This is a genomic window from Nocardia sp. NPDC060249 (genome assembly GCF_042728755.1).
In the GTDB taxonomy this organism is placed as follows: domain Bacteria; phylum Actinomycetota; class Actinomycetes; order Mycobacteriales; family Mycobacteriaceae; genus Nocardia.
The window spans coordinates 140,487-165,701 of record NZ_JBHXAQ010000010.1; the positions used below are offsets into that span (position 1 = coordinate 140,487).

A 25,215-nucleotide genomic window follows, 5' to 3' on the forward strand; every position below is an offset into this window, starting at 1 on the left:
CGGATCGGGGGCGGGCTAGGTTGGACGGTGTGTCGATGATGAAAGGCGCCAATGTCGCGGTGCCCGCCGCCGCTGTCCGCGTCGAATTGGGTTGGCAGTCGGGGCCGGGTGTGCCCGATGCCGACGCGTCCGCGCTGTTGCTCGCCGGGGCGAAGGTGCGCTCCGATGACGACTTCGTGTTCTACAACCAGGCCGTGCACCCCTCGGGGGCGGTGCGGCACGAAGGAAAACAGCAGGGGCACACCGTTGTCGACGCGCTCTCGGTGAATCTCGGGCAGGTCGAGCCGCAGATCGAGACGATCGTGCTCGCCGCGTCCGCCGATGGCGGGACCTTCGGGCAGTTCCACGGGCTCTACATCCGGGTGATCGATACCGCGAACGGCGCCGAGGTCGCGCGGTTCGACAGCAGCGGGGCGAGCACGGAAACCGCGTTCGTGCTCGGCGAGCTGTACCGCCGCCAGGGTGCGTGGAAGTTCCGTGCGGTCGGCCAGGGGTACGACAGCGGATTGGCCGGGCTCGCTACCGATTTCGGCATCTCCGTCGACGATGCCCCCGCGCCTCCCGCACCCCCGCCACCGTTCGGCTCGGACCAGCCGACTCCGCAACAGTCGTACGCCCCGCCGACGCAGCCGTTCATCCCCGCGCCCCAGCCGAACCGGCCCCACACCCCGCCGATCCCCGCGTTCCCGATGAATCAACAGCCGCAGTACGCGCCGCCGCCGAACCAGCCCGGCCTCCCAGCTCAGCAGAACCCCCCGCCCTCACCACCTCCGGTCAACCTGGCCAAGGTGTCGCTCACCAAAGAAGCCCCGTCGGTCTCCCTGACCAAACACGGCGCCACCGGCGGCGTCCTGCGCGTGAACCTCAACTGGACCTCGATGGCCGCCACCGGCCGCCTGTTCGGGAAACTCCGCGGCAAGAACATCGACCTCGACCTGTGCTGCTTCTTCGAATTGGTCAACGGCGCGATCGGTTCCGTGCGCGCCCTCGACCGTCGCTTCGGCGCCCTCTACGAACCGCCGTTCATCCATCTCGACCAGGACGACCGCACCGGCGCCAGCATCACCGGCGAGAACCTGTCGGTCAATCTCGACTGCACCCCGTTCATCCGCCGCATCCTCGTGTTCGCCTCGATCTACGACGGCGCCGGCGATTTCCGCAATGTGCACGCCACCGTCACGCTGAACACAGTGAATGCCGCGCCCATCGAGGTGACGCTCGACGGCTGCACCGACAATTCCCGCGACGCGGTGCTGTTCGCGCTCGAGAATGTCAACGGCGAATTCGTGGTGCGCCGCGAGGGCAGCTTCGTCCGCCCGCCCGCCGGTCAACCGGGCGGCGGTGTCGTGGAGATCGCCCGCCTGTACAACTGGGACTTCGGCTTCCAGACGGGTCGCGGCAAGTGATCCGGCATCCCGCGACGCGCGTGCTCAACGCGCTGGTCTACCACCCCGACAAGCATCTCGCCCAGACCCCGGCGGCGCTGGGTCTGGACTACCGCGACCTGACCGTGCGCACCACCGATGGCGTCGATGTGCACGGCTGGTTCGTGCGGGCCGAGCGCCCGCTCGGTCACATCCTCTACGCGCACGGCAACGCGGGCACCATCGGCGACCGCGTCTCGATCATCGCGCTGCTGGTGCACGCCGGCTTCGACGTGCTCGCCTTCGACTACCGCGGCTTCGGCCACAGCACGGGCACCCCGAGCGAACAGGGCACCTACCTCGACGCCAGGGCCGCCCGCCAGGCCCTGCTCGATCAACCCGAAGTCGATCCCGATCGGGTCTACTACCTGGGCAAATCCCTCGGCGGCGGGGTATTGCTCGAACTGGCGGGCGAATATCCACCCGCGGGGATGATCCTCATGTCGACCTTCAGCGGCATGCGCGCCGCCGCCCGCTCGGTCTACCCGTTCCTGCCCGCGCCGCTGATCCCGAACGCGTATCCGAGCCTGCGCCACATCGCGAACCTGCGCGTCCCGGTCCTGATGATGCACGGCGATCGCGACGAACTGCTCCCACTGCGTCACGCCGAACGCCTGTACGCGGCGGCGCGGGAACCGAAACAGCTGATCGTGGTCCCCGGTGCGGGTCACAACGATGTGATCGACACGCTCGGCGCCCAGTGGCCGAAGATCATCGCCGAGTGGGCGGCGCGATAGTTCCGCGGCCCGGGGGTCGCTGATTCTGCGTAGCCTGGCGATATGAGCGAAACGAGCGAACTCCTCGGCCGCCTGGCTGCGCTGCCCGACGACGAGCTGGTGTCGGTGCTGCGCGCCGCGGTCGCCGGACGCCCCGGGCTCGGCGCGGTCGCCGCCGTGCTGGACCGGGCCGAGGTCGGTCATGCCGAAACCGGATCCCCTGTGACTCTGGACACGAACGTCATCGACGCGGATGTGGTGCCCGTCGCATCCGGGCAGGTCGGAGGCGCGATCCCGGTACCGCCGGTACCGTCCGGGCTACCGGTCACCGGCGCACCCACCGCCACCGGCGGGTATTCCACTTCCGGAGTGCCGACATTCGACTCGGTTCGGGATAAGGTCGAGCAGCGTTTCGGCACCGCGCAGGGGATGGACGAGCTCGACCGGCAGACTCCCGCGGGGCGTAGCGTCGACGAACAGTGGGAGGCGCGGGAGAAGGCCGCGCGTGAGCGGCTGGACCAGATCCGGAAATCGGTGCAGGGCAACGATTCCGGCGAGAAGTAGCCTCGCGTCCTCCCCTCCAGCAACGACCGTGATGGGTGGACACACAGATGACGCAGGCGCGCCAGATCGCCGACCGACTGCTCGACGCGCAGGTGGAATTCCTGCTCGCGGAGGTGACCGGTGACCGGTTCGCCGAGGTGATCGCCCGCGACGTGGCCGCTGTGCTGGCCGTCGGCGAGACGATCCGGTTCGGTGACGTGGTCTCCTTGGAACAGGGCGAGCAGACCGTGGCCACCGTGTTCGACCGGATCGGCGGCAGTCCTGTGATCGCCGATACCGTCGGCATCTTCTCCGACGCCATCTACGACCACATCGCCTCGAACACCGAGTACACCCTCGGCGACGTGGTCGACCGCGAACCGGTGGAAGCGTTGCTGGAGAAGATCTTCGGCATGCACCAGGCTCAGGAGCGAATCCTGGACCGGCTCACCGAGAGCCCGCTCGTCGCCACGGTGGCCTCGCGTTTTGTCGACAAGCTGATCGGCGACTTCGTGCAGGCCAATCGCGAACGCGCCGAGAAGATCCCGGGCGTCTCCTCGCTGATGTCACTGGGGCAGTCCGCCGCGAACCGAGCCAAGAAGGTCGCCGCCGACAGCACCTTCGTCGGTGATCTCGCGGGCAAGGGCGCGTTGTTCGCGCTCAAGCGCACCAACAACGCGATCCGCGACATGTTGCGCGACGCGCCCGTGCACTCGGCCGCGATGGAATTCTGGGACCTGCACGCCGACGAGCCCGTCGCGGGACTGCGTGAATACCTCACGCAGAAGGACCTCAACGAGCTGGTCCAGATCTGCTACGAGATCGCGGTGACGACCAGGGAGAAGGAGTACTTCGGTCTGCTCGTGCGCGAGTGCGTCGAGGTGTTCTACGCCAGGTACAGCGACCACACGCTCTCGGCGATGCTGCCCGAACTCGGCCTCGACGCCGACGACATCAGTGCCGAGATCCTGCGCTACGGGCCGGCTGTCATCGAGGCGGCCAAGCGCAACGGTGTGCTGGCCGGGCTGATCAGGGAACGGCTCGAGCCGTTCTTCTATTCCGATCAGGTGCTGGGAATTCTCGGCGGCGAGTAATTCTCGCGAATGCCGTTCGGTAGCGCGAATTGATCGATACGACTTCGCTTCTCGATTTGCGTGACATCGTCGCAACCGGTAGTGATGTCGAGCATTCGAATTGCGGCTTCTGATCGCTCGCGTCAAATGTGCTGTGTGTCACGCTCTCTGGTGACCTGTATGTATCCGGCAGTGAACCGGCCGACCAACTCGCCGCCGGTGCGGCTGTGAGCATTCGGCTACACACAGCCCGCTGGATTTCCGGCATGTTTAGATCAGTGCACGAATTGCTGCTTTACACCGTTCCGCATTGACCGCGCACTGCGCGGAGTGCAAGTTTGCACCTGACTTTCCGTGAGCCACCGTGACCGACGTTGCGTTGGCATTGCCAAGGAGTAGGTGTGCGTGCACGTTCCCGGCCGAACCCGACCGGAACCCGATCGGACGGCGGCGCTCGAGGGCAGCGGGCCGGCGCCGGGCTGATCCGGCCGCGCACCATCTCCGGACAGCTCGCCCGGATCCTGGTGGTGTCGCTGGTGCTGGTGCTCGCACTGCTCGGGCTGACCATATCCACACAGGTCAGCGCCTACCGCCGCAGTGGGGAGACCGTGGACGCCGTGGCGGTCGCGCTGGCCGCGCAGGACCTCGTGCAGCAGGTCCAGCGCGAGCGCGGTCTGAGCAACGGTCTGCTCGGCGGTGATCAGCGCCTGCGCCAGCCCGTCACCGACCAGCGCACGGGCACCGACGCCGCCCTGCATGCCCTGGTGAACGCCATCGTGGGGAACCCGCCCGGTGCCGGGGAGGTGCGCTCGGCGCTGGGGCATCTGGCGGGTCTGCCCGCGATCCGCTCCCAGGTCGACAATCGCACTGTCACCCGGCAGGCGGCATTCCAGTTCTACACCGACGGCATCGACGCGCTGAACCGCCTCTCGCTGGGTCTCGACCAGGCGCGTGACCCGGCCGTCCGGCACGGCCTGCAAGCGCTCTACGCGCTCGGTGACGCGAAGGAATTCGCGGCCCGTGAACGCGGTTTCCTCAACGGCGTTTTCGCCGCGGGGGAATTCGCGCCGGGGGAGTACGTGCAGTTCCTCGACATCCGCGCTGCCCGCAATGCCGCGCTCACCGCCTTCGGCCACGACGCGACACCCGCCCAGCAGGCACGGCTGGACGCGGTACTGGCAAGCGAGAACGCCACGCGGGCAACCGAATCGGAGAACATCGCGATCGCCTCGACGTTGGGACCGCTGGTTCAGCAGGTCGACCCGGCCGTGTGGTGGACGCAGATGACCGCGGTCATCGACGAGCAGCGGATCGTCCAGCAGGTCATCGGCGACGACGTCGGCGCGCGGGCCGAGAAACTCCGCCGCGATGCCGCGCTGATGCTGGCCGCCTTCGGCCTGGCCGCGCTGGTGGCGATCGCCGCCGAGTTCGCGCTCGTGTTCGCCAGCATCAGGGCCATCGTCCGCCCCTTGGCCCAGCTGGCCACCGAAGCCGACGACGTTGCCTCCACCCGGCTACCCGAGGTGATCGCGGCCTGGCACAGTGCCGCCGACGCCCACCCCGATCCGCCCGCCCCGGTGCGCACACCGCCCGGCGCGAGCGTCGAGATCGCCGCTGTCGCGGACGCCTTGGATCGTGTGCAGACCACCGCGTTCGACCTCGCTTCCGAGCAGGCGCTGGTGCGGCGCAACACCACCGAATCGATGGCGAATCTGGCCCGCCGCAATCAGAACCTGGTGCGCCGTCAGCTCGGCTTGATCAGCGAGTTCGAACGCGAGGAACTCGACCCGAAGGCACTGTCGAACCTGTTCGAACTCGACCACCTGGCCACCCGCATGCGGCGCAACGCCGAAAGCCTGCTGGTGCTGGTCGGCGAGGCGAGTCCGCGCCGATGGGCCGAGCCGATCGCGCTCACCGACGTGATCCGGGCCGGGCTGTCCGAGGTCGACGACTACCGGCGGGTGGTCCTGCGCCGGATCGATGACATCGCGGTGACCGGCGCCGTCGTCAGCGAACTGGCGCATATCCTGGCCGAACTCATCGAGAACGGGCTGGCCTTCTCGCCGCCCGATCTCGAGGTGGAGGTGTACGGCCGCAAGGTCGCGGGCGGTTATCTGCTCGCCGTCGTCGATCACGGCGTCGGCATGCCCGCCGAGCAACTCGCCGAAGCCAACGCCCGGCTGCGCGGCGAGCAGGACTTCATCGTGGCCTCCACCCGCTACCTGGGCCACTACGTGGTCGGTCGGCTGGCAGGTCGCCTCGGCATCGACGTGGAACTGAACACGTCGCCGGTCAGCGGCATCGTCGCCCGCCTGCTCCTCCCGCCGTCGCTGCTCGCCGACGGAAAAGCCGGGCAGGCAGCGGATCCGAGACAGGGCGCCGCCCGAGACCCCGCAAGTCTGGATCTGACCGAACCCGCAACGCTGGAGCGCACTGCCACCTCCGTGGCCGTGGGTCACGCGGTGGCCCCTGCACGCACTGGGACCACGATCGGTTCGGCGATACCGGGACAGCACGCGATCCCGGCGGGCCCACCAGGTGCGGACCGCGGCGATGGTCGACCGGTCGGGTTCCTCGACGATACGTCGCACGCCATCCGCGGTGGCTCGGCGTCGACGACCGGCACCAACGGGCGGTCGCGGCACAGCCGGAATCCGGAATCGGGAACCGGCAACAGCGCCAACGGCAGTGGTCCGGCCTCGGTGAACCATTCGTCCACCGGTTCCGTCTACGCGCAGTTCCTCAGCAGTTCAACCGATTCCGCGCCCCTGCGTAACGGTGTGGTCCGCAACGCAGCGTCGGCTGAGGACCACTACGGCGTAGTAGCCCCGCAACGCTCGGAGGGGGCGGTCCGAGGACACAACAGCTCGCCGGTACTGCCATCGGGTGAACTGCCCGCCGTGGAGTCCATCGGCGCACCCGCCGTCGAACGCACCCGCAACGGCCTGGTCAAACGCAGCAAGCGCGCCAAGATCACCGGTGCGCCCGAGCGGCCTCGCCGCGATCCGGCCGGCAGTCCGGACCGGCCCCCGGTCGTCGAACGGACCCCCGACCAGACTCGCAGCATGCTCTCCTCGTTCCGCACCGGCCACGAACGCGGCGGCGAGACCGAATCCTCTTCCGCTCCACTCGATCCCACCCGCTGACCGATCGGACAAGACCCCAGGAGACCCAGTGACCACCCACCTACCGACCGCCGATCCACACACCTTCAACTGGCTGCTCGGCAACTTCGTCCGCAATACCGACGGCGTGCGCGACACCGTCGCCGTCTCTTCCGACGGGCTGCTGATCGCGATGTCGGACGGACTCGACCGCACCGGCGCCGACCGGCTCGCCGCGATGGTGTCGGGGCTGTCCAGCCTCGCCCGGAGTGCCTCGCGCAGTTACGATTTCGACGGCCTCAAACTGATCATGATCGAAATGAAGCGTGGCTTCCTGCTGGTGTCGGCGCTGGGCGACGGCAGCTGCCTCGGCGTGATCGCCGACGGCGGCTGCGATGTCGGCCTGGTCGGCTACGAGATGGCGATCCTCGCCGAACGCGCCGGAGCACTGCTCGACCCGCTGCTGATCAGCGAATTGCGAGAGTCGCTGCGCAGATGAGAGATGTCGATCTCCCGCGGCTGCCCGACCCGCGCATGATCCCGATGAACCAGCCGGTGGGGTGGCGTGGTCCCGTCCCGTCGGTGCCGGTAGCTCCCGCCGGTCACGACGATGTCGACGACCGCTTCGTTCGCCCGTTCGTGGTCACCGCGGGCCGCACCGTCCCGGTGCTGGACGGTCTGCGCATCGAAACCCTCGTCCAGGCACCGCCGTCCGCACTGTCGGCGCCGCTGCGGTTCGAAGAACGTACCGTGGTGCAGCTGTGTCCGACGCCGCACTCCATCGCCGAAATCGCTGCCGCCCTGCGGGTTCCGATCGGCATCGCCAAGGTGATCGTCAGCGATCTGGCGGCGGCGGGGCATGTGACCGTCCGTGACGCGCCGGAACTGTCGACCGCCGCCATCGAGAGGATCCGTGACCTTGTCCGCGCACTGTGAGGCACCAGCTATGCCGTCCTCGGTGAAGATCGTGGTCAGCGGCGGCTTCGGCGTCGGCAAGACCACCTTCATCGGCGCCATCTCCGAAATCGAGCCACTGGTCACCGAAGCGTCGATGACCGAGGTCTCCCTCGGTATCGACGACCCCGGTCGCCGCGCCGACAAGACCGCGACCACCGTCGCGTTGGACTTCGGCCGGATCACCCTCGACCGGTCGCTGATCCTCTACCTCTTCGGCACCCCCGGCCAGGATCGATTCGTGTTCCTCTGGGACGACCTGGTCGACGGCGCCCTCGGCGCGGTGATCGTCGTCGACACCGGCCGCGTCGAAGACTGCTACCCCGTCCTGGACTACTTCGAAGAACACAACACGCCCTTCGTCGTGGTGGTGAACCGCTTCGCCGACGCCACCCGCTTCGATCTCGGCGAAGTCCGCGAAGCGCTCGGCCTCGACGATTGGATCCCGGTGCTGGACTGCGATGCCCGCGACCGCGACTCCGTGCGCGATGTGTTGGTCGCGCTGCTCGAGCAGGTCCTGCTGCACCGCGTCCAACCCCGTCAGCGGGAGGTGAGCTGAACCGTTCCCGTCACGCCGGTCAGCGTCGATTCAGCGTGAGGTCCGACCGGGCCAGGTGGAACCGTCGCCAAGGCGAAAGTCGCCAGTCCGGCGTCGGATTCGTCGACGGCCACTTCCGGGGTGCCGGCGGTACCCATCGGCAGGCACCCCGGATCGGCGACTGCCGCCGATGGGGTGGTGACCCCGGCGAATACCACCCCGGCTGCCGCGATCAGCGCTGTACGCCGGACGGCACGCCCGCGCCTTACAGCCACCCCGCCGCGCCGAACCCGACGAGGGCGAGCGCGTCGATCCCGAAGATCGTGCCGACCACCAGCGCCTTGGTCCGCACGCTCGCCAGATCGTGCACGAAGAAGCATGCCGCGAAGAACGGCACGTACCCGATGATCCAGATCAGGAACGGGAAGCTCGGCTGCCACCATGACCAGTCCCAGGTCAGCACGCCGGCCTTGTTGAGCAGTATCTCGACACCCACCGCCGCGATCGAGTTGACCGCGATCAGTACAGGCCGGTTCGGTAACCCGAAGATGCGGGTTTCCTTCGGCGGCAACATCTTTGCCGCCGCGATGCCCATGATCGCGAACATGAAGCAGATCTCGATATTCAGCCCGATCAGGATCTGGTACGCCGTCGGTCCGCTCGCCGCCCAGACCGGTGCCCGCTCGGTGACGTGGAAGACCAGCGAGTTCCAGATCTCGTTGAACCAGTCCATGCCCCACAGTGCGAGCCCGGCGAACAGCACGTTCCAGTTACGCCGCTCGACTTCGACCGCGTAGATGTAGATGACCACCAGTAGGAGCGGAATGACATACCACTTGAACTGGCTCGCATCGCGAAGGATCTCCAGCGCGGCCCGTGCGTTGTCGGTCACCGGGGCACCTCCTGCTCATGATCGACGAACTCGGCGAGTATGATACAAATCAACATCAAACGTCAATGTGTATCGCCGAGTTGACGACTCAGCTCCCGAGCGGCATTCCGAACAGGGACGCGAACTTCGCGGCGAGCGAATCGCCGAGGAAGTCCAGTGCGCCGGGGGTGGCGGCCATGGTGCCCGCGTCGGAGGTGGTGCAGCCGGTGGGGGCCGGGATGCCGTCGAGGCGGTCGCGCAGCCAGATCAGCGCGGCCGGACCGCCGACCACTTCCGCGACGATGTGTTCGCTGGCGTGGTCGCGGGTGTAGGTCAGCGACGTGTTCGGATCGCGGCAATAGGTGTCGACCAAGGTGTCGGTGGCGGCGAGGGGCAGGATCTCGTCCCACGCGGAATGCCACACGAACAGCGGCATGTCGGGCACGGACTTGCCCATGCGGGTGTCGTCGAGCATCGCCGCGACCGGCGGAGCATCGAGGGGATTGCCGTCGGAGCCGATCATGCCGGTCAGATTCAGGAACGGCAGCAGTGCCGACTGATACTGCACGCACAGCGGCGATTTGATCGCGAACAGGGCCTTGCCCAGCGGGTCGAGCCGCTGATCGAGGTAGGCGGCGAAATCGGGGTACTCGCGGGTGAGTCCGAGAACGGCGGCGAACACCAGGCCCGAGGTCAGCTGATTGTTCGCCATGCTCAAGGCGGCGCCGAGGTCGGCGCCGACCCCGCCCTCGGCCGCGCCGACGATGTTCAGCTCGGGCGCGTAGCTGCGGCGCAGTTCGGCGGCGTGACCGGTCGCGATGGAACCGCCGGAGTAGCCGTAGAGCCCCACCGGCGCGGTCGGACCCGCCTCGAGTGGGGCGAAGCTGGTCGCCGCGCGAATGCCGTCGAGGGTGATCCGGCCGGCCAGCGGCCCGGCCGCGTAGGCCGAATCCGGGCCCTGATGGTCCGGGATGACCACGGCCCAGCCCTGCGACAGCGCAGCCTGCGCGAACAGGAACTCGGCGGGCACCACGATCTGGCCCGCCACCGCGGCCGCCGAAAGATGTTGCAGCGCATAGGACGGCGCGCAGTAGCCCGCGGTCGAGTCCTCGGCCAGCTGCACCGACAGCAGCTTGCGCGGCGCAGGCGCCTGCCCGCGCGGCTTGATCAGGGTGGCGACCGCGGGGATCGCCTCGTCACGGCTGTTGTTGGAGCGATACGACACCTGCCACGCGTCGACGTCGATCGGCAGCAGGCCGAAATCGGCGACCCGCACCTGCCGGACCGCGATGATCGCGCCCGGCGCGGTCGCCGCCACCACCTCCGCGGGCGGCAGGTAGAAACCCGGATCCCATTCGGGCGGTAGCGGAATCACCGGCGGGGGCGTCACCGGCGGCTCGGCCGCGACCGGCCCGGCGGTCACCACTGTTGCCGCCGCGAGCAAACCGGTGGCAAGGGCAAGCCATCGCTGAACGAAGGGAGATCTCATCGCGCACAGTCCTCACGTCAATTGAGACTCCTTCGTCTCAATAGCGGCAACTATGACACGGGTGTGGCGTAGATCGCAATCACGCGCTGGGCGGTGCCGCCGAGATCAGGCTGTTCAGGATGGTGGTGAAGACCTCGACCAGGTCGTCGACCGGTGGTCGCGGGTCGTCCAGGCTCCACTGGTGCACGGCGCCGTTCACGGCCCCGATGAACGCCGCCATCGGCACCCGCCAACCGCCCGGCGGCATCCGCACTCCGTCGCGCCCCGCCGCGATCGCGGTGACCACCTCGCCCCACCGGTCCCTGACCTGCGCCCGATACGCCTCGATCTTGGGGCTCACCCCGACGATGTCGACGAAAGCGACCTTGGCGCACCGGATGTCGTCGGTGATCGCCATCGTGTATGCCCGCACGGCCGCGTCGATGAGTGTGCGCAGTTCGTCGGATTCCGCCGCTGCCAGGGCCGCGGCCACCGCCGCTCCCGCCCTGTCCTGCACGGAGTCGTACACCGCGACGAGCAGTTCCTCGCGCCCGGCGAACTGTTCGTAGAACTGCCGACGTGACAGCCCGGCGGCCGCGCACACATCGGTCAGCGAACTGTTGGCGTACGACTTCTCCGCGAACACGGTCAGTCCCGCGTCGATGAACAGCGCCCGGCGCTCGACCTGTCGTTCGGCGACCGAGGTGCCGGTGTAGTTGTGTCGAGTTCGCCCAGAGGTCACCCCATGACCCTACTGTTCAGGATCCGGTCGAGGCGCCGGCGCCGACGGGTCCGATCGGGACCACCAGCGGGGTGCCGGTGACCGGGTCGTCGATCACCTTGGCGCGCAGCCCGAATACCTGCGCCACCACATCCTCGGTGAGGACTTCGGCGGGCGTACCCGCGGCAACCACCCGGCCCGCGCGCATCGCGACCAGTCGATGCGCGTACCGCGCGGCGAGGTTCAAGTCGTGTAGCACCATCACCACCGTCCGCCCGGCTTCGGCGTGCAGGCGCCGGACCAGGTCGAGAACCTCGATCTGGTGAGCGAGGTCGAGGAAGGTGGTGGGTTCGTCGAGCAGGAGCAGGTCGGTGTTCTGGGCCAGCGCCATCGAGATCCACGCGCGCTGGCGTTGTCCGCCGGACAGCTCGTCGAGGGAACGATCGGCGAACTCGACCATGTCGGTCCAGGTCAGCGCTTCGGTGATGGCGGCTTCGTCGTCGTCGGACCACTGGCGGTACCAGCGCTGGTGCGGGTGCCTGCCGCGGGCGACCAGGTCGGTGACGGTGAGACCTTCCGGGGCCAGCGGAGATTGGGGCAGGATGCCCAGCACCCGCGCCACCTCCTTGGTGGACATGCGATCGATCCGTTTGCCGTCCAGGTGGACATGTCCACCGGTGGGCCGCAGGAGCCGGGCCATCGCGCGCAGGAGAGTGGATTTGCCGCAACCGTTGGGCCCGATCACCGCGGTGACAGTGCCACCGGTGATGTCGAGGTCCAGACCGTCCACGACGGTGGTCGGCCCGTAGCCGAGGGTCAGTTCGGCGGCCTGCAGTCGAACGGTCATCACACGCCCGCTTTCCCGACGCGATTGCGCCGCATCAACAGATAGATCAGATAGGGCGCGCCGAGCACAGCGGTGATCACCCCGACGGGCAGCTCGCCCGCGGGCAGCAGTGTGCGGGCGACCAGGTCGGCGGCGACCGTGAAGGCCGCGCCCAGCACCACCGAGGTGAGCAACGGTGGTTGTGGCGAACCGGTGAGTCGCAGCGCTACCTGCGGCACCGCGAGCGCGATGAAGATGATGACGCCCGCCGAGGCGGTGGCGACTCCGGCGAGCAACACGGCCAGCACCAGCAGCGTCAGCCGGGCGGCGTTGAGCCGCACGCCGAGTGAGCGGGCGGTGTCGTCGCCGAAGTGCAGCGCGCCGAGCAGATGGGTGCCCCCGAGGACGACCGGCACCAGGACGGCCAGGGCGATCGCCACCGGGGTCACCTGGATCCAGCTGCTGCCGTTGAGGCTGCCGGTCAGCCAGGTGACCGCCCGCGTCGCGATGTCGACGTCACCCACGCTGAGGAGCCAGAAGGTCACGCTGGACAGCAAGGAACCGGCGCCGAGACCGACGAGCACGAGCCGGTAGCCTTCGATACCGCCGCGCCAGGCCAGCAGGAAAACGCAGAGCGCGGCGAGTAATCCGCCGAGCATGGACGCGACCGGCACCCCGATCTCGGCGGCGGCGCCGCTGATCTGGCCACGGCTGCCCGACAGTGCGATCACCGCGACCGCGGCGACACTCGAACCCGCAGTGACGCCGAGAATATCGGGACTGGACAACGGGTTTCGGGCAATGCCCTGCGTGATCGCGCCGGACAGCGCCAGCGCCGCGCCGACCAGCGCGCCGGTGAGAATCCGGGGCAGCCGCAGATCCCACACCACATAGGCCAGGCCGTCGTCGCCGCCACCGCTGAGCACCGCGAGCACGTCCCACGGCGTGACCGGACCGCCGTCGGGCATCGTGTAGGTGCCCAGCGCCAGCGCGACGCAACTCGCGGCGCCGAGAATCGCGAGCCCGACGAGCAGGACGGCCGTCGTGCGCAGTCGTAGCTGCCAGGACACCGGTCCCAGCCGGACCGCCCGGACGCTACTCATATGCTCACCAGCTTTCGGCGGCGGACCAGCACGATGAAGAACGGGACGCCGACGAAGGCCAGCATGATGCCCGCCGGAAGCTCGCCCTTGTCCAGAACCAGCCGCCCCGCGATGTCGGCGACCAGCACCATGACCACGCCGAGCAGCCCGGCGACCGGGACCAGCCAGCGGTAGTCGGGCCCGGTGATCCCGCGGGCCAGGTGCGGAACGACGAGCCCGACGAAGCCGAGTGGTCCGGCGATGGCCACGACCGCGCCGGTGAGCAGCACGATCGAGCCGATGCCGAGGGCGCGCACGAGGGAAACGCGATGGCCCAGCGCACGGGCGGTGTCCTCGCCGAGGCTGAGCGCGTTGAGCGTGGAGGTGTTGGCCAGCGCGAGGACGATCCCGACGAGGATGAACGGTGTGGCCTTGCCGAGCAGGTCCAGGTTCGATCCGACCAGCGAACCGGCCTTCCAGAAGCGGTAGATGTCGGTGACGTCGGTATCGAACAGCACCACCGCCGAGATCAGGCCCTGCAGCAGGTAACTCACCGCGGCGCCCGCCAAGGCGAGGGTCACCGGGGTCGGCCCGCCACGGCCCGTCGCGCCGATGACGAACACGGTGACGGTGGCGATCAGCGCGCCGGCGAAGCCGAACCACACGTAGCCGAACAGGCTGGAGATGCCACCGATCATCACCGCGAGGACGATGCCGAGCGCCGCGCCCTGGGTGATGCCGAGCAGCGCGGGGTCGGCGAGGGGATTTCTGGTGTGACCCTGGATCACCGCGCCCGCGACGCCGAGCGCGAGCCCGGCGAGGACCCCCAGCAGCGTGCGCGGCAGGCGAAGGCCGTTGACGATGGCGCCGGTCTCGGTGTCGGTCGTGCCGCCGAGCGCCTGCAGAACATCAAGGGGAGCAATGAATTTGGAGCCGACGGCCAAACTGAGCAGAACGGCCGCGAGCACCGCGGACACCAGTCCGGCGATGAGTAGCAACCGGCGAGACCGCGTATTGGCGAACACGGCTCCGGGTGGTGATGCGGTCACTATCCCTCTTCATAGTTGGTAATTAGGTAAGGCTTCGCTAGGTTAGCAACCCTAAAGAACTCTGAACCACTCGGGAGACCTCGATGAACACCCCACTGAGCCGTCGGCTCGCCGCCGCCGCCGTAGTCGCCGCGGCCGTCCTGAGCCTGTCCGCGTGCGGACAGGACCGGACGACCACCGGCGCCGCGGGCAGCGATTGCGATACCGCGAGCAATCTCGACGGCGGTGCCTACCCGCGCACCATCGACAAGGGGGCGGTCAAGGACGCGGCGGGCGCCGATGTCGGCACCGTGGTCAACCCGGCCACCATCGCCACCCGGCCGGTCCGGGTCGCGGCACTCGACCAGACCTTCGTCGACGCCGCGCTCGTGCTGAACACCGAAGTGGTGGCGTACACGACGTACCAGGCCATGGGTGAGAAGCTGCCCGCGTTCCTCGGTGCGGCCGCCCAGACCTGTGGTGGGCGGGCGGTGAACATCGGCAACCTGCAGACCCCCGATATCGAGAAGCTGGCAGGCACCCGGCCGGATCTGATCGTGTCGGCGAAGGTGCGGCACGAGAAGCAGTACGAGCAGTTCAAGGGCATCAAGCTCGGTTCGGGCACGGTGCCGGTCGTGTTCAGCCAGACCACCGGTGCCACCTGGAAGGAGAATCTGCTGCTGCTCGCCAAGGCGGTCGACAAGGAGAACCTGGCGAAGGCCAAGCTGGCGGCGTACCAGGACCGCGCCACCAAGATCGGGGCGGCGATCAAGGCGAAGAACGGTGGCAACGCGCCGACCGTGTCGCTGCTGCGCTTCCTGCCCAAGGAGGACCGGCTGATGCAGCGGGTCAGCTTCGTCGGCGACATCTTCGCCGACACCGGCCTGAACCAGCCCGACAAGTCCACCGATCCGAAGAACGACTTCTCGATCACGCTGAGCCCCGAGCGTCTCCTCGACGCCGACGCCGACTACATCTTCCTCACCAGCAACGGCGAGGACGCCGCCGCCCAGCGCAAGGCGGCCGCCGAGGCCAACCCGCTGTGGAACCAGCTGCGCGGCAAGGTCACTCCGGTCGACGACCTGGTCTGGCTGACCTCGGTCGGCCTCACCGGCGCCCACGCGGTCCTCGACGACATCGCGAAGACCTTCCAGGTCGACCCGGCCAAGTAGGCCGAACGCGCGCTGTTCGCCCACCCCTACACTCGGCGGGGTGGGCGAACAGAAGCAGCGGATGCTGGCGGGGGAGCTGTATCGGGACAACGATCCGGAGCTGGTGGCCGAACGGCAACGGGCGCAACGGCTGTGCGACGAGTTCAATCGCACCGGCCCGACGAGACCGGGCGGCGGACCGAGTTGCTGGGTGATCTCCTGGGCAAACTGGGGGAGGGCTCGTGGATCATGCCGCGGTTCCAGTGTGACTACGGGTACCTGATCGAGATCGGGGCGAACAGCTTCCTCAACTACGACGCGATCCTGCTCGACTGCGCGCCGATCACCATCGGTGACGACTGCTCGATCGGGCCGCGTTGTCAGCTGCTCACCGCGCTGCATCCGATGGAGGATCACGAAAAGCGCAGGCAGCGCTGGGAATCCGCGGCGCCGATCCGGATCGGGAACAATGCCTGGTTCGGTGGCGGGGTGATCGTGTGCCCAGGGGTGACCATCGGCGACGACGTGGTGGTCGGCGCGGGCAGCGTGGTGACCCGCGATCTGCCGGACCGGGTGTTCGCGGCGGGCAATCCGGCGCGGGTGATCCGGCAACTCTAGGTTCGCGACCCCGTGGGCACCGCCCGCGACCACGGCCGTGCGCGACATGCGGGTGCGGCGTCGGGTCGCGCCCGCGGCCCCGCGGCAATACTGTCTGACCATGGGCGAATCGCGAATCGAGATGGAAGCCGAAGCTACCCGGCCGCTGCGCGAGGACATCCGCTTCCTCGGCGGCATCCTGGGCGACACCATTCGCGACCACGAAGGTCCCGAGGTGTTCGACCTGATCGAGCGCGTCCGCATCGAGGCGTTCCGGGTGCGCCGCGAGGAGGTCGAGCGCAGCGCCGTCGCCGACATGCTCGACGGCACGCCCACCGAAGTCGCGATCCCGCTGATCCGGGCGTTCAGCTACTTCGTGCTGCTGGCCAACCTGGCCGAGGACATCCAGCGTGATCGACGCCGCGCCGTGCACGTGGCCGCGGGCGAGCCACCGCAGGACTCGTCCCTGGCCGCCACCTACGACAAGCTCGACGCGGCCGGACTGGACGGCGCGGTGGTGGCCGACCTGCTCACCGACGCGCTCGTGTCCCCGGTGATCACGGCGCACCCGACCGAAACCCGCAGGCGCACCGTCTTCGACGTGCAGTCCAAGATCACCGAGCTGATGCGTCTGCGCCGCCGCCTCGAGCCCGGCGAGCCCGGCCTCGACGAATCCGAGGCGCGGATCCGCCGCGAAGTGCTCACCCTGTGGCGCACGGCGCTGATCCGGCTGGCGCGCTTGCGGATCCAGGACGAGATCTCCGTCGGCCTGCGCTACTACGACCTGACCCTCTACGAGGTGATCCCCGCGATCAACGCGCAGGTGCGCGCGGCGCTGCGGACGCGCTGGCCCGCCGAAGACCTCCTGCCGCGCCCGATGCTGCGTCCCGGCTCGTGGATCGGCGGCGATCGCGACGGAAACCCCTTCGTCACAGCGGAAGTCGTGCACACCGCGGCCGAGCGGGCCGCCGCCTACGCTTTCGGTCGCTACCTGGACGAGCTGGTCGAACTCGAGAAGACCCTGTCGCAATCGGCCCGCCTGGTGCGGGTGACACCCCGGGTCGCCGAACTCGCGGCAGCGGGTTACCCCGACCCCGGACTGTTCGCCGACGAGCCGTATCGCCGTGCGCTGCACGCGATTCGGGCCCGCCTCAGCGCCACTGCCGAGCTCGCGCTCGGTGACCTGCCCGAACACGGCCTGGACGCGGGCGCCGCGCCGTATCCGACGCCCCAATCGGTCCTCGACGACCTCGACGCGATCGACGAGTCCATGCGTGCCAGCGGCGACGGACTGCTCGCCGACGACCGCCTCGCCGCGCTGCGTCACGCCATCGAGACCTTCGGTTTCCATCTGCAGGGCCTGGACATGCGCCAGAACTCCGAGGTGCACGAACAGGTGGTCACCGAACTGCTGGCGTGGTCGGGTGCGCACCCCGACTATCCGAGCCTGTCCGAAGCCCGGCGGGTGGAGCTGCTCGCCGCCGAATTGCGCACGCGCCGACCACTTCTCGGGCCGAACGCACAGCTGAGCGAACTCGCCACCAAGGAACTCGGGGTCCTGAGCGCCGCGAAAGAGGTCATCGATACCTTCGGTGCCGCCGCCATCCCGAACTACATCATCAGCATGTGCACCTCGGTCAGCGACATGCTCGAGGCGGCGCTGCTGCTGAAGGAAGCCGGCATTCTCGATCCGGGCGGCGCCGACACCGCGCCGAGCTGTCCCGTCGGTATCGTCCCGCTGTTCGAAACCATCGAGGACCTCAGCGCGGGTGCGGCGACGCTGGCCGCGGTACTCGAGGTTCCGGTCTATCGCGAGCTGGTCGAAGCGGCGGGCATGCGCCAGGAAGTGATGCTCGGCTACTCCGATTCCAACAAGGACGGCGGGTATCTCGCCGCGAACTGGGCGCTCTACCGCGCGGAACTGGACCTGGTGGAGGTGGCCAGGAAATCGGGCATCCGGTTGCGGCTGTTCCACGGTCGCGGCGGCACCGTCGGTCGTGGCGGTGGCCGCAGCTACGACGCCATCCTGGCTCAGCCCGCGGGCGCGGTGCGCGGTTCGCTGCGACTGACCGAACAGGGTGAGGTGATCGCCGCTAAGTACTCCGAATCCGGTGCGGCACACCGCAATCTGGAGTCGCTGATCGCGGGCACCTTGGAGTCGACGCTGCTGGACGTGGAGGGTCTCGGCGACGACGCCGAACCGGCTTACGAACTCCTCGACGACCTCGCCGCCCGCGCCCGCGCGGCCTATGCGCACCTGGTGCACGACACCCCCGGCTTCGTCGAGTACTTCCGCGAATCCACGCCGGTCGCCGAGGTCGGTGACCTCAATATCGGTAGTCGCCCCGCCTCCCGCAAACCCACCAATTCGGTCTCGGATCTGCGCGCGATCCCCTGGGTGATGGCGTGGAGCCAGGCCAGGGTCATGCTGCCGGGCTGGTACGGCACCGGCACCGCGCTCGAGGACTGGGTCGGCGACGATCCCGCCCGCCTCGCGCGTCTCACCGACCTCTACCAGCGGTGGCCGTTCTTCAACACCGTGCTGTCGAACCTGGCCCAGGTGATGGCCAAGAGCGACCTCGACATCGCCGCCCGCTACGCCGAACTCGTCACCGACGAAACCCTGCGCGCGACGATCTTCGCCATGATCGCCGAGGAACACGCCCGCACCATCCGCATGTACCTGGCGGTCACCGGCCACACCGAACTACTCAGCGACAATCCGTCGCTGGCCGAGTCGATCCACAACCGCTTCCCCTACCTGGAGCCGCTGAACCAGCTCCAGGTCGATCTGCTGGCCCGGCTGCGCGGCGGTGACGACGCCGAACTGGTGAAGCGGGGCATCCTGCTCACCATGAACGGCCTGGCCACCGCGCTGCGCAACTCGGGCTAGCGGCAACTCGGGCCGGCGACTACAGGCAGACGCTGATGGTGAAAGGCCCGACCGGGATGCCGGTGCAGATCGACACCGAGCCGACGACCGGCTGCGCGGGGGCGGCCGATGCGGTTGCGGCGCCGATCGCGGTCACGGACAGGGCAAGGGCGGCGACGGCGAGCGGGCGGGCGATCTTGGCGAACATAGGCTGATCCTCGGGTAGAACGGGGTGAACACCCCCTGTGCGGGGGCGACCCCATCTCAACACGAAGCGCCGGCGGCGTCCACGACATCGTGGGAATCGCGGTGGCTCAATCGGTTACGACGGCGATGGCGTCGATCTCGACCAGCATCTCCGCGCGCGGCAGGCCGGTGAAAACGGTGGTGCGTGAGGGCAGCACGCCGTTGCTGGTGTGTTTCGTGACGAATTCGCCGTACGCCTCGTTCATGATCGCGAAGTCCTCGCGCTTGGTGAGGTAGACGCGCAGCATCAGCACATCGTCGAAGGTGGCGCCGGACGCGTCGATGATCGCCTTGACGTTCATCAGGGTGCGCGTGGTCTGGGCGGCGACATCGCCTTGGTGCAGGTACTCGTTGGTCTCGGGATCCACGGGTCCTTGACCGGACACCTGGACGAACGGGCCCTTGCGCACACCCTGGGAGAAGGTGTGGGCGGGCGCCGGGGCGTCGGAGGTGCGCACGGCGGTCTTGTCGGACATGGGGTTCAGCCTTTCCTCGCGGTGACGTCTCGGCGGGGGTCCCAGCCGAGTTCGGTGGAGATGGCGTCGGCTGTCGCCCTGACCTGTGGCAACAGCGCCAGCACCTGGTCGTGGTCGAGCAGCACGTCGGGCACGGAGACCGACACGGCGGCAACGACGGCGCCGATCCCGTCGCGCACGCCGACGCCGATGCAGTTGACGAAGCTCTCGTGTTCCTCGTGGTCTTCGGCGAAGCCCTGCGCCGCAACGAGTTTCAACTCCGCCAGGTACTGCTCGGGGGTGCGCAGGGTGCGAGTGGTGAAGGGGTGGTAGTCCAATCGGGCTGCCACCGCGGACCATTCGCCGCGTGGCAGCGCGGCGACGAGCACCTTGCCGACCGCGGTGCAGTGCAGCGGCGCGGGCCTGCCGATCCGCGAGTACATCCGCACCGCCTGCTCGGCGTCGACCTTGTCGATGTAGACGGCATCGCCCGATTCGTAGGCGGCCAGGTGCACGGTCTGCCCGGTGGCCGCGCCCAGCGCGCTCAGATGGGGACGGGCGACGGTGCGCACGTCACGGTTCTCCAGTGCGCGACTGGCCAATTCGAACATGCGGGTGCCGAGCGAGTAGCGGTGCGCGTTGTCGCGCACGACGAACCGATCGGCCTGCATGGTCTGCAGCAACCGCAGCACCGTCGACTTGTGGACGCCGAGCCGGGCGGCCAACTCGTCGAGGGACTGCGAGTTCTCGCCGAGGGCGATGAGAATGGACAGGGCCCGCGACACGCTTTGACTCATGCGCTGATCGTTTCATTCAGCGCCGCGGGATAGCGCAGCGTGGCCCAGATATCGTCCGGAACCAGCGCGAGGCGCTGAATATCCTGGGGTGGCGGCAGTTTCGCCGAGTCGCCGGTCGCGGTCAGCGCCGCTGCCGCGCACAGGTGCCCGTATCGAAGGCGGGTGGGCAGGTCGCCGCCGTGCAGCAGGGCGGCGAGATAGCCGCCGGCGAAGGCGTCGCCCGCGCCGATGCGCTCGGTGATCGCCAGCGTCAGCGCAGGCACCTCGATCGAGGCGGCACCGTCGAATCCGGTGACGGTGTGCTTGTCGTTCTTGACGATCAGCTGAGCGGGTTCGGGAAACAACGCGCGCAGGGCGGCCGGTTCGCCGGTGCCGAAGATCTCCTCGGCCTCGTCGGCGCCGAGGAACACCACGTCGGCGCCGCGAATATGCGCGTCGAGCTCGTCGGCGGCCTCGTCGATGCGCGAACCCCACACGGCCGGACGGTAATTCAGGTCGAAGCTGACCAGCCCGCGACGGGGCCGGGCGAGCAGTGCGCGGGTGAGTTCGGTCGCCGACGCCGACAGCGCCGGGGTGATGCCGGTGCAGTGCACGAGATCGGCGCCCTCGAGCAAGGCCGCGCGTTCGGCGAGGTCGGCGGGCGACAGCGCGCTGGCAGCCGAACCCGTGCGGTAGTAGTGCATGCGGCTGGCATCGGCGCCCAGATCGTTGGCCGCGCCGGAGCCCGCACCACGTTCCTTGACGTAGAGACCGGTGGGTCGCACCGGATCGATCGCGACCGCCGTGACATCCACGCCCTGCGCGCTGAGTTCGCCGACCAGATATCGCCCGAATCCGTCGTCGCCGACCCGCGACAGCCAGGCCGCCGACACATCGAGCTGGGCGAGCACGACGGCCACATTGGCCTCCGCGCCGCCCGCGCCACGGTCGAACCGCGCGGACAGCTCCAGTGGCCCCGCATCCGCGATCAGCACGGCCAGCCCCTCGCCGACGGTGACCGCCCTGGGCTGAGTGGTTGTTGCCTGGGTCACCTTGATCGCCCTTTCGTGCTTGCGGTCACTGCCTTCGAGATGCACAATAACGAGCGGAAACATTCAGCGCAACCACCGTTGCATAATACGCAATGCATAGCGGATATGACTGATCGAGCCGCCACCCCGGGCTCGGTCGACAGAAAGGGATGCTGTGATCATCGACAACGACGTCGTGGACGCCCTCGCCGACGAGTTGCTCGGACCCCACGACAAGAGCGCGCCGCCCGCGGCGTGGGGCAGTGCCGTGCGCGAATATCTCGCGGGCGCACCGCGACTCGCTCAGTGGCAGACGCCGTTGCTCACCCTCGACCGGGGCAGGCTCGACACGAACCGCGACCTCATGGCCGAGTGGACCGCCACGGCGGGCGTCGCGCTCGCCCCGCACGGCAAGACGACGATGGCGCCGCAGCTGTGGCGCGAGCAGCTCGTGGCCGGAGCGTGGGGGATCACCGTGGCCACCGCGTGGCAGGCGCAGCTCGCGCGTACGTTCGGGGTCGGCCGGATCATGCTCGCCAATGCCCTGCTCGACCCGGTCGGATTGGCGTGGGTCGCGGCGGAATCGGCGCGCGCGGCCGACTTCGAGTTGTACTGCTGGGCCGACGGCGTCGCCACCGTCGAACTGATGGACAAGATCTTGCGCGAAACCGCCGCGGGTCCGCGCGTGCGCGTGCTGGTCGAGTTGGGGGGCCCGCACGGCCGGACCGGCGCCCGTACCCGGGCTCGAGCGCGCGCGGTCGCCGCCGCCATCGGTGCGAGTGAGCGGCTGAGTTTGGCCGGAGTCGCGGGTTACGAGGGCGCGCTGGCTCACGATCGCAGCACCGAGGGTGTCGCCGCGGTGCGCGCCTATCTCCGTGAGCTGGCCGCGCTGCACACCGAACTCGTTGCGGCGGAAGCCTATTCCGGTCCGGCGGTGGTCACGGCAGGCGGCAGTGCCTACCCCGAGCTCGTGGTCGAGGAACTCGCCGGACTGGCCGACCCCGAGGGTGCGCGCGGTGTGCCGACCACGGTGGTTCTGCGCAGCGGCGCCTACGTCGTCCACGACGACGGCTTCTACGCCGGAATCTCCCCGCTCGCCGCGCCCGCGAACGAGCCGGGCCTGCGGTCCGCCATGCACGGCTGGGCCAGGGTGGTCTCGCGGCCCGAACCGGAGCTGGCCCTGCTCGACGGCGGCAAACGCGATTTCCCCTTCGACGAGGGTCTGCCGGTGCCCCAACTGGTCGTCGGGGGCACCCTCGCGCCGAACGCGGTGGTCACCGCGCTGAACGACCAGCACACCTTCCTGCGGCTGCCCGGCGCCGAGGCGGCCGACCTTCCGGTCGGCTCCATCGTGCGCCTCGGTCTCTCACACCCCTGCACCGCGTTCGACAAGTGGCGCCTGATCCCGGTGATCGACAGCGCCGACGCGCCCGATCCGCGCGTGGTCGACCTGATCCGCACCTACTTCTGACGGATGACCATGACGCACCTGCTCTTTCGTGACATCGGCATCGTCGACGGCACCGGCGCCCCACGCACCAGCGGCGACGTGCTGGTCCGCGACGGCCGCATCGCCGAGATCGCGCCACCCGGCACCGTCGACTCCGACGCGAGAGTCGTTCCGGTACAGCCGGGTTCGGTCATCTCGCCCGGATTCATCGACATGCACGCGCATTCCGACCTCTACCTGCTCACCCATCCCGACCACTTCCCGAAGATCACCCAGGGCGTCACCACCGAGGTGATCGGCCAGGACGGCCTGTCCTACGCGCCGATCGACGAGGCCGCACTCGCGGTGGTGCGCAAACAGATCGCGGGCTGGAACGGCAACCCGGCGGACTTCGACTTCAGCTGGCGCACCGTCGCGCAATACCTGGACCGCCTCGATCAGGGCATCACGCCCAACGCCGTCTACCTCGTCCCGCAGGGCACACTGCGCATGCTCGTCGTGGGCAGCGAACAGCGGGTGGCCACCGCCGCCGAGATCGACCGGATGTGCGCGCTGCTGGCCGAGGGGTTCGACCAGGGTGCGGTCGGCATGTCCAGCGGGCTCACCTACACCCCCGGAATGTATGCCGACACCGGCGAACTCGCCGCGTTGTGCGCGGTGGTCGCGTCGTACGGCGGCTTCTACGCACCACATACCCGCTCCTACGGTGCGGGGGCGCTCGAGGCCTACGCGGAGATGATCGGCCTGGCGAAAGCCACCGGCTGCGCGCTCCACCTGACCCACGCCACCATGAACTTCGGCGTGAACCGTGGGCGCGCACCGGAATTCCTCGCGATGCTCGCCGCCGCCCGGGCCGACGGCTGCGACATCACCCTCGACACCTACCCCTACCTGCCCGGCTCGACCACGCTGTCCGCGTTGCTGCCCAGCTGGGCGATGTCGGGCGGTCCCGATGCCGCGCTCGCCCGCCTCGACGACCCGGCCGCGCGGGCCAGGATCACCGAAGACGTCGACGTCAACGGCTCCGACGGCTGCCACGGCGTCACCGTCGAATGGGAGACCATCCAGATCAGCGGCGTCGGCGACGACGCGCTCTCGGATGCGGTGGGCCGCACCGTCGCCGAGCTCGCCACCGAGCGCGGCACCGCCCCGGTGGCGGTGTTCTTCGACCTGCTGCGCCGCGACCAGCTCGCCACCACGATCCTGCAGCACGTCGGTCACGAGGAGAACGTGCGCGCCATCATGGTCGACCCCGGCCACATGGGCGGCAGCGACGGCCTGCTCGTCGGCGCCCGGCCGCACCCGCGCGCCTGGGGTACCTTCCCGCGCTACCTGTCGCGCTATGTCCGGGAACTGGGTGTCCTCGGACTCGAGGACTGCGTGCATCACCTCACCGGCCGACCGGCTGCCCGGCTCCGCCTGGCCGAACGTGGCCTGGTCCGGCCCGGTTATGCCGCCGACCTGGTCGTCTTCGATCCGGCGACGATCCACGACACCGCGACCTTCGACCATCCCCAGCAGCAGGCCCGTGGCATCCAGCACGTGCTGGTCAACGGTGAATTCGCGCTGGAGAACGGCACCGCGACCGGCGTGCGCGCCGGTCGCTCCCTGCGCCTGGACACCACGAAGGAGGAAACCCGATGAACCCGTTGCTGAGCTCGTCGTCGGAGGCCATGGACGTGATCCGCGCGGATCGTGCCCTCACGGTGGTCCGCGCCCCCGACATCCCCGACCCGGCCGCGCTGGCCGCAGCGCTCGCGGGCGCCGGTTTGCGGGCGGTCGAACTGACCTTCACCACTCTCGGTGTGCTCGACGCGATCAGCACGGCGAGCGCGGTCACCGACGCCGTGATCGGGGTCGGTACCGTCACCACCCGCGCGCAGGCCGAAGCGGCCATCGAGGTCGGCGCCCGCTTCCTGGTGACACCCGCGCTGCGTCCCGCGGTCGCCGAAGTCGCTGCGGCACATACGATTCCGGTGATCATGGGCGCTTTCACGCCGTCGGAGGTCCTCGCCGCGGCGGAGCTGGGGGCGGCGGCGGTGAAGATCTTCCCGGCGCGCGCGCTCGGCCCGCAGTACTTCAAGGATCTGCTCGGGCCGTTCCCGCACATGTTCCTGATCCCCTCCGGCGGCGTCAATTCCCACAACGCCCGCGACTTTCTCCGCGCGGGCGCGATCGCCGTCACCGCGGGCACCGAAGTGGTCGCCCCGGCCGACGTCGAGGCCGCGCGCTGGTCCCACATCGGCTCCAAAGCCGCGCATTTCGTTCATTCGCTCGATTGAGAGGTTT

At 68.9% G+C, this 25,215-nt stretch carries 24 protein-coding genes and 1 pseudogene; 14 read left to right on the forward strand and 11 right to left on the reverse strand.

The annotated features are described in order from the left end of the window. The first annotated feature begins 35 nt into the window (after positions 1-35). From ACFWFP_RS27790 to ACFWFP_RS27825, 8 genes are all read left to right on the forward strand, one after another. Entirely contained in the window at positions 36-1,406 is a 1,371-nt protein-coding gene (locus tag ACFWFP_RS27790; protein WP_379299859.1) for a TerD family protein, read from the forward strand. Continuing rightward, positions 1,403-2,161 carry an alpha/beta hydrolase gene (locus ACFWFP_RS27795; protein WP_379299782.1) on the forward strand — a complete coding sequence of 253 codons (759 nt, stop codon included), beginning with the start codon at positions 1,403-1,405 and terminating at the stop codon, positions 2,159-2,161. Before ACFWFP_RS27790 ends, ACFWFP_RS27795 begins: the two co-directional genes overlap by 4 nt. A gap of 42 nt (positions 2,162-2,203) precedes the next feature. Further along, entirely contained in the window at positions 2,204-2,704 is a 501-nt protein-coding gene (locus tag ACFWFP_RS27800; protein WP_379299784.1) for a PspA/IM30 family protein, read from the forward strand. Positions 2,705-2,751: 47 nt separating this feature from the next. Then, the gene (locus ACFWFP_RS27805; RefSeq protein ID WP_379299786.1) at positions 2,752-3,777 is read left to right on the forward strand and encodes a hypothetical protein; all 1,026 of its coding nucleotides are present in this window, start codon (positions 2,752-2,754) and stop codon (positions 3,775-3,777) included. Between the two features lie 380 nt (positions 3,778-4,157). Further along, positions 4,158-6,902 carry a nitrate- and nitrite sensing domain-containing protein gene (locus tag ACFWFP_RS27810; protein ID WP_379299788.1) on the forward strand — a complete coding sequence of 915 codons (2,745 nt, stop codon included), beginning with the start codon at positions 4,158-4,160 and terminating at the stop codon, positions 6,900-6,902. 28 nt (positions 6,903-6,930) lie between these two features. After that, positions 6,931-7,359 (forward strand): roadblock/LC7 domain-containing protein, encoded by a 429-nt coding sequence (locus tag ACFWFP_RS27815; protein ID WP_379299790.1) that lies wholly within the window; start codon positions 6,931-6,933, stop codon positions 7,357-7,359. Then, complete coding sequence (locus ACFWFP_RS27820) at positions 7,356-7,796, forward strand: DUF742 domain-containing protein (protein ID WP_379299792.1); 441 nt, start codon at positions 7,356-7,358, stop codon at positions 7,794-7,796. Before ACFWFP_RS27815 ends, ACFWFP_RS27820 begins: the two co-directional genes overlap by 4 nt. Before the next feature lie 31 nt (positions 7,797-7,827). Next, positions 7,828-8,373: an ATP/GTP-binding protein gene (locus ACFWFP_RS27825; RefSeq protein ID WP_379299861.1), complete on the forward strand. Its 546-nt coding sequence runs from the start codon at positions 7,828-7,830 to the stop codon at positions 8,371-8,373. Here the strand turns inward: ACFWFP_RS27825 and ACFWFP_RS27830 are convergent. From ACFWFP_RS27830 to ACFWFP_RS27860, 7 genes are all read right to left on the reverse strand, one after another. Continuing rightward, a complete protein-coding gene (locus ACFWFP_RS27830) occupies positions 8,355-8,627 on the reverse strand; it encodes a hypothetical protein (RefSeq protein ID WP_379299794.1) in 273 nt (90 codons plus the stop codon). The genes ACFWFP_RS27825 and ACFWFP_RS27830 overlap by 19 nt on opposite strands. Further along, the gene (locus tag ACFWFP_RS27835; protein WP_379299796.1) at positions 8,618-9,244 is read right to left on the reverse strand and encodes a hypothetical protein; all 627 of its coding nucleotides are present in this window, start codon (positions 9,242-9,244) and stop codon (positions 8,618-8,620) included. The genes ACFWFP_RS27830 and ACFWFP_RS27835 overlap by 10 nt, the downstream gene beginning before the upstream one ends. An 88-nt stretch (positions 9,245-9,332) precedes the next feature. After that, on the reverse strand, positions 9,333-10,712 hold the full coding sequence (locus ACFWFP_RS27840; protein ID WP_379299798.1) for a lipase family protein: 1,380 nt from the start codon (positions 10,710-10,712) through the stop codon (positions 9,333-9,335). A gap of 79 nt (positions 10,713-10,791) precedes the next feature. After that, positions 10,792-11,433, reverse strand: a complete 642-nt coding sequence (locus tag ACFWFP_RS27845) for a TetR/AcrR family transcriptional regulator (RefSeq protein WP_379299800.1) — start codon at positions 11,431-11,433, stop codon at positions 10,792-10,794. A 16-nt stretch (positions 11,434-11,449) separates the two neighbouring features. Further along, a complete protein-coding gene (locus ACFWFP_RS27850; protein WP_379299801.1) occupies positions 11,450-12,259 on the reverse strand; it encodes an ABC transporter ATP-binding protein in 810 nt (269 codons plus the stop codon). Continuing rightward, positions 12,259-13,341 carry a FecCD family ABC transporter permease gene (locus tag ACFWFP_RS27855; protein ID WP_379299803.1) on the reverse strand — a complete coding sequence of 361 codons (1,083 nt, stop codon included), beginning with the start codon at positions 13,339-13,341 and terminating at the stop codon, positions 12,259-12,261. The genes ACFWFP_RS27850 and ACFWFP_RS27855 overlap by 1 nt, the downstream gene beginning before the upstream one ends. Then, the gene (locus tag ACFWFP_RS27860; protein ID WP_379299805.1) at positions 13,338-14,369 is read right to left on the reverse strand and encodes a FecCD family ABC transporter permease; all 1,032 of its coding nucleotides are present in this window, start codon (positions 14,367-14,369) and stop codon (positions 13,338-13,340) included. The genes ACFWFP_RS27855 and ACFWFP_RS27860 overlap by 4 nt, the downstream gene beginning before the upstream one ends. 83 nt (positions 14,370-14,452) lie before the next feature. Between ACFWFP_RS27860 and ACFWFP_RS27865 the strand changes: the two genes are divergently transcribed. The 3 genes and pseudogenes from ACFWFP_RS27865 (at position 14,453) to ppc (ending at position 18,989) form a co-directional block, all read left to right on the forward strand. Further along, the gene (locus ACFWFP_RS27865) at positions 14,453-15,520 is read left to right on the forward strand and encodes an ABC transporter substrate-binding protein (RefSeq protein WP_379299807.1); all 1,068 of its coding nucleotides are present in this window, start codon (positions 14,453-14,455) and stop codon (positions 15,518-15,520) included. A gap of 61 nt (positions 15,521-15,581) precedes the next feature. Further along, a pseudogene (locus ACFWFP_RS27870) lies at positions 15,582-16,117 on the forward strand (sugar O-acetyltransferase). A gap of 100 nt (positions 16,118-16,217) precedes the next feature. Then, on the forward strand, positions 16,218-18,989 hold the full coding sequence (ppc, locus tag ACFWFP_RS27875; RefSeq protein WP_379299809.1) for a phosphoenolpyruvate carboxylase: 2,772 nt from the start codon (positions 16,218-16,220) through the stop codon (positions 18,987-18,989). Between the two features lie 19 nt (positions 18,990-19,008). On the opposite strand, the gene ACFWFP_RS27880 is transcribed toward ppc, so the two are convergent. From ACFWFP_RS27880 to ACFWFP_RS27895, 4 genes are all read right to left on the reverse strand, one after another. Beyond that, positions 19,009-19,176: a hypothetical protein gene (locus ACFWFP_RS27880; RefSeq protein WP_379299811.1), complete on the reverse strand. Its 168-nt coding sequence runs from the start codon at positions 19,174-19,176 to the stop codon at positions 19,009-19,011. Positions 19,177-19,282: 106 nt separating this feature from the next. After that, positions 19,283-19,690 carry a RidA family protein gene (locus ACFWFP_RS27885; RefSeq protein WP_328661198.1) on the reverse strand — a complete coding sequence of 136 codons (408 nt, stop codon included), beginning with the start codon at positions 19,688-19,690 and terminating at the stop codon, positions 19,283-19,285. A 5-nt stretch (positions 19,691-19,695) separates the two neighbouring features. Next, positions 19,696-20,466, reverse strand: a complete 771-nt coding sequence (locus tag ACFWFP_RS27890) for an IclR family transcriptional regulator (protein WP_379299813.1) — start codon at positions 20,464-20,466, stop codon at positions 19,696-19,698. Continuing rightward, a complete protein-coding gene (locus ACFWFP_RS27895) occupies positions 20,463-21,497 on the reverse strand; it encodes a sugar kinase (RefSeq protein WP_379299815.1) in 1,035 nt (344 codons plus the stop codon). Before ACFWFP_RS27895 ends, ACFWFP_RS27890 begins: the two co-directional genes overlap by 4 nt. A gap of 154 nt (positions 21,498-21,651) precedes the next feature. Here ACFWFP_RS27895 and ACFWFP_RS27900 point away from each other — a divergent pair, with 154 nt between their 5' ends. From ACFWFP_RS27900 to ACFWFP_RS27910, 3 genes are read left to right on the forward strand one after another with little or no spacing between them, the layout of a single operon-like run. Further along, on the forward strand, positions 21,652-22,947 hold the full coding sequence (locus tag ACFWFP_RS27900; RefSeq protein ID WP_379299817.1) for an amino acid deaminase: 1,296 nt from the start codon (positions 21,652-21,654) through the stop codon (positions 22,945-22,947). Between the two features lie 9 nt (positions 22,948-22,956). After that, complete coding sequence (locus ACFWFP_RS27905) at positions 22,957-24,570, forward strand: amidohydrolase family protein (protein ID WP_379299819.1); 1,614 nt, start codon at positions 22,957-22,959, stop codon at positions 24,568-24,570. After that, positions 24,567-25,208: a bifunctional 4-hydroxy-2-oxoglutarate aldolase/2-dehydro-3-deoxy-phosphogluconate aldolase gene (locus ACFWFP_RS27910; RefSeq protein WP_379299821.1), complete on the forward strand. Its 642-nt coding sequence runs from the start codon at positions 24,567-24,569 to the stop codon at positions 25,206-25,208. The genes ACFWFP_RS27905 and ACFWFP_RS27910 overlap by 4 nt, the downstream gene beginning before the upstream one ends. Positions 25,209-25,215 lie beyond the last annotated feature (7 nt).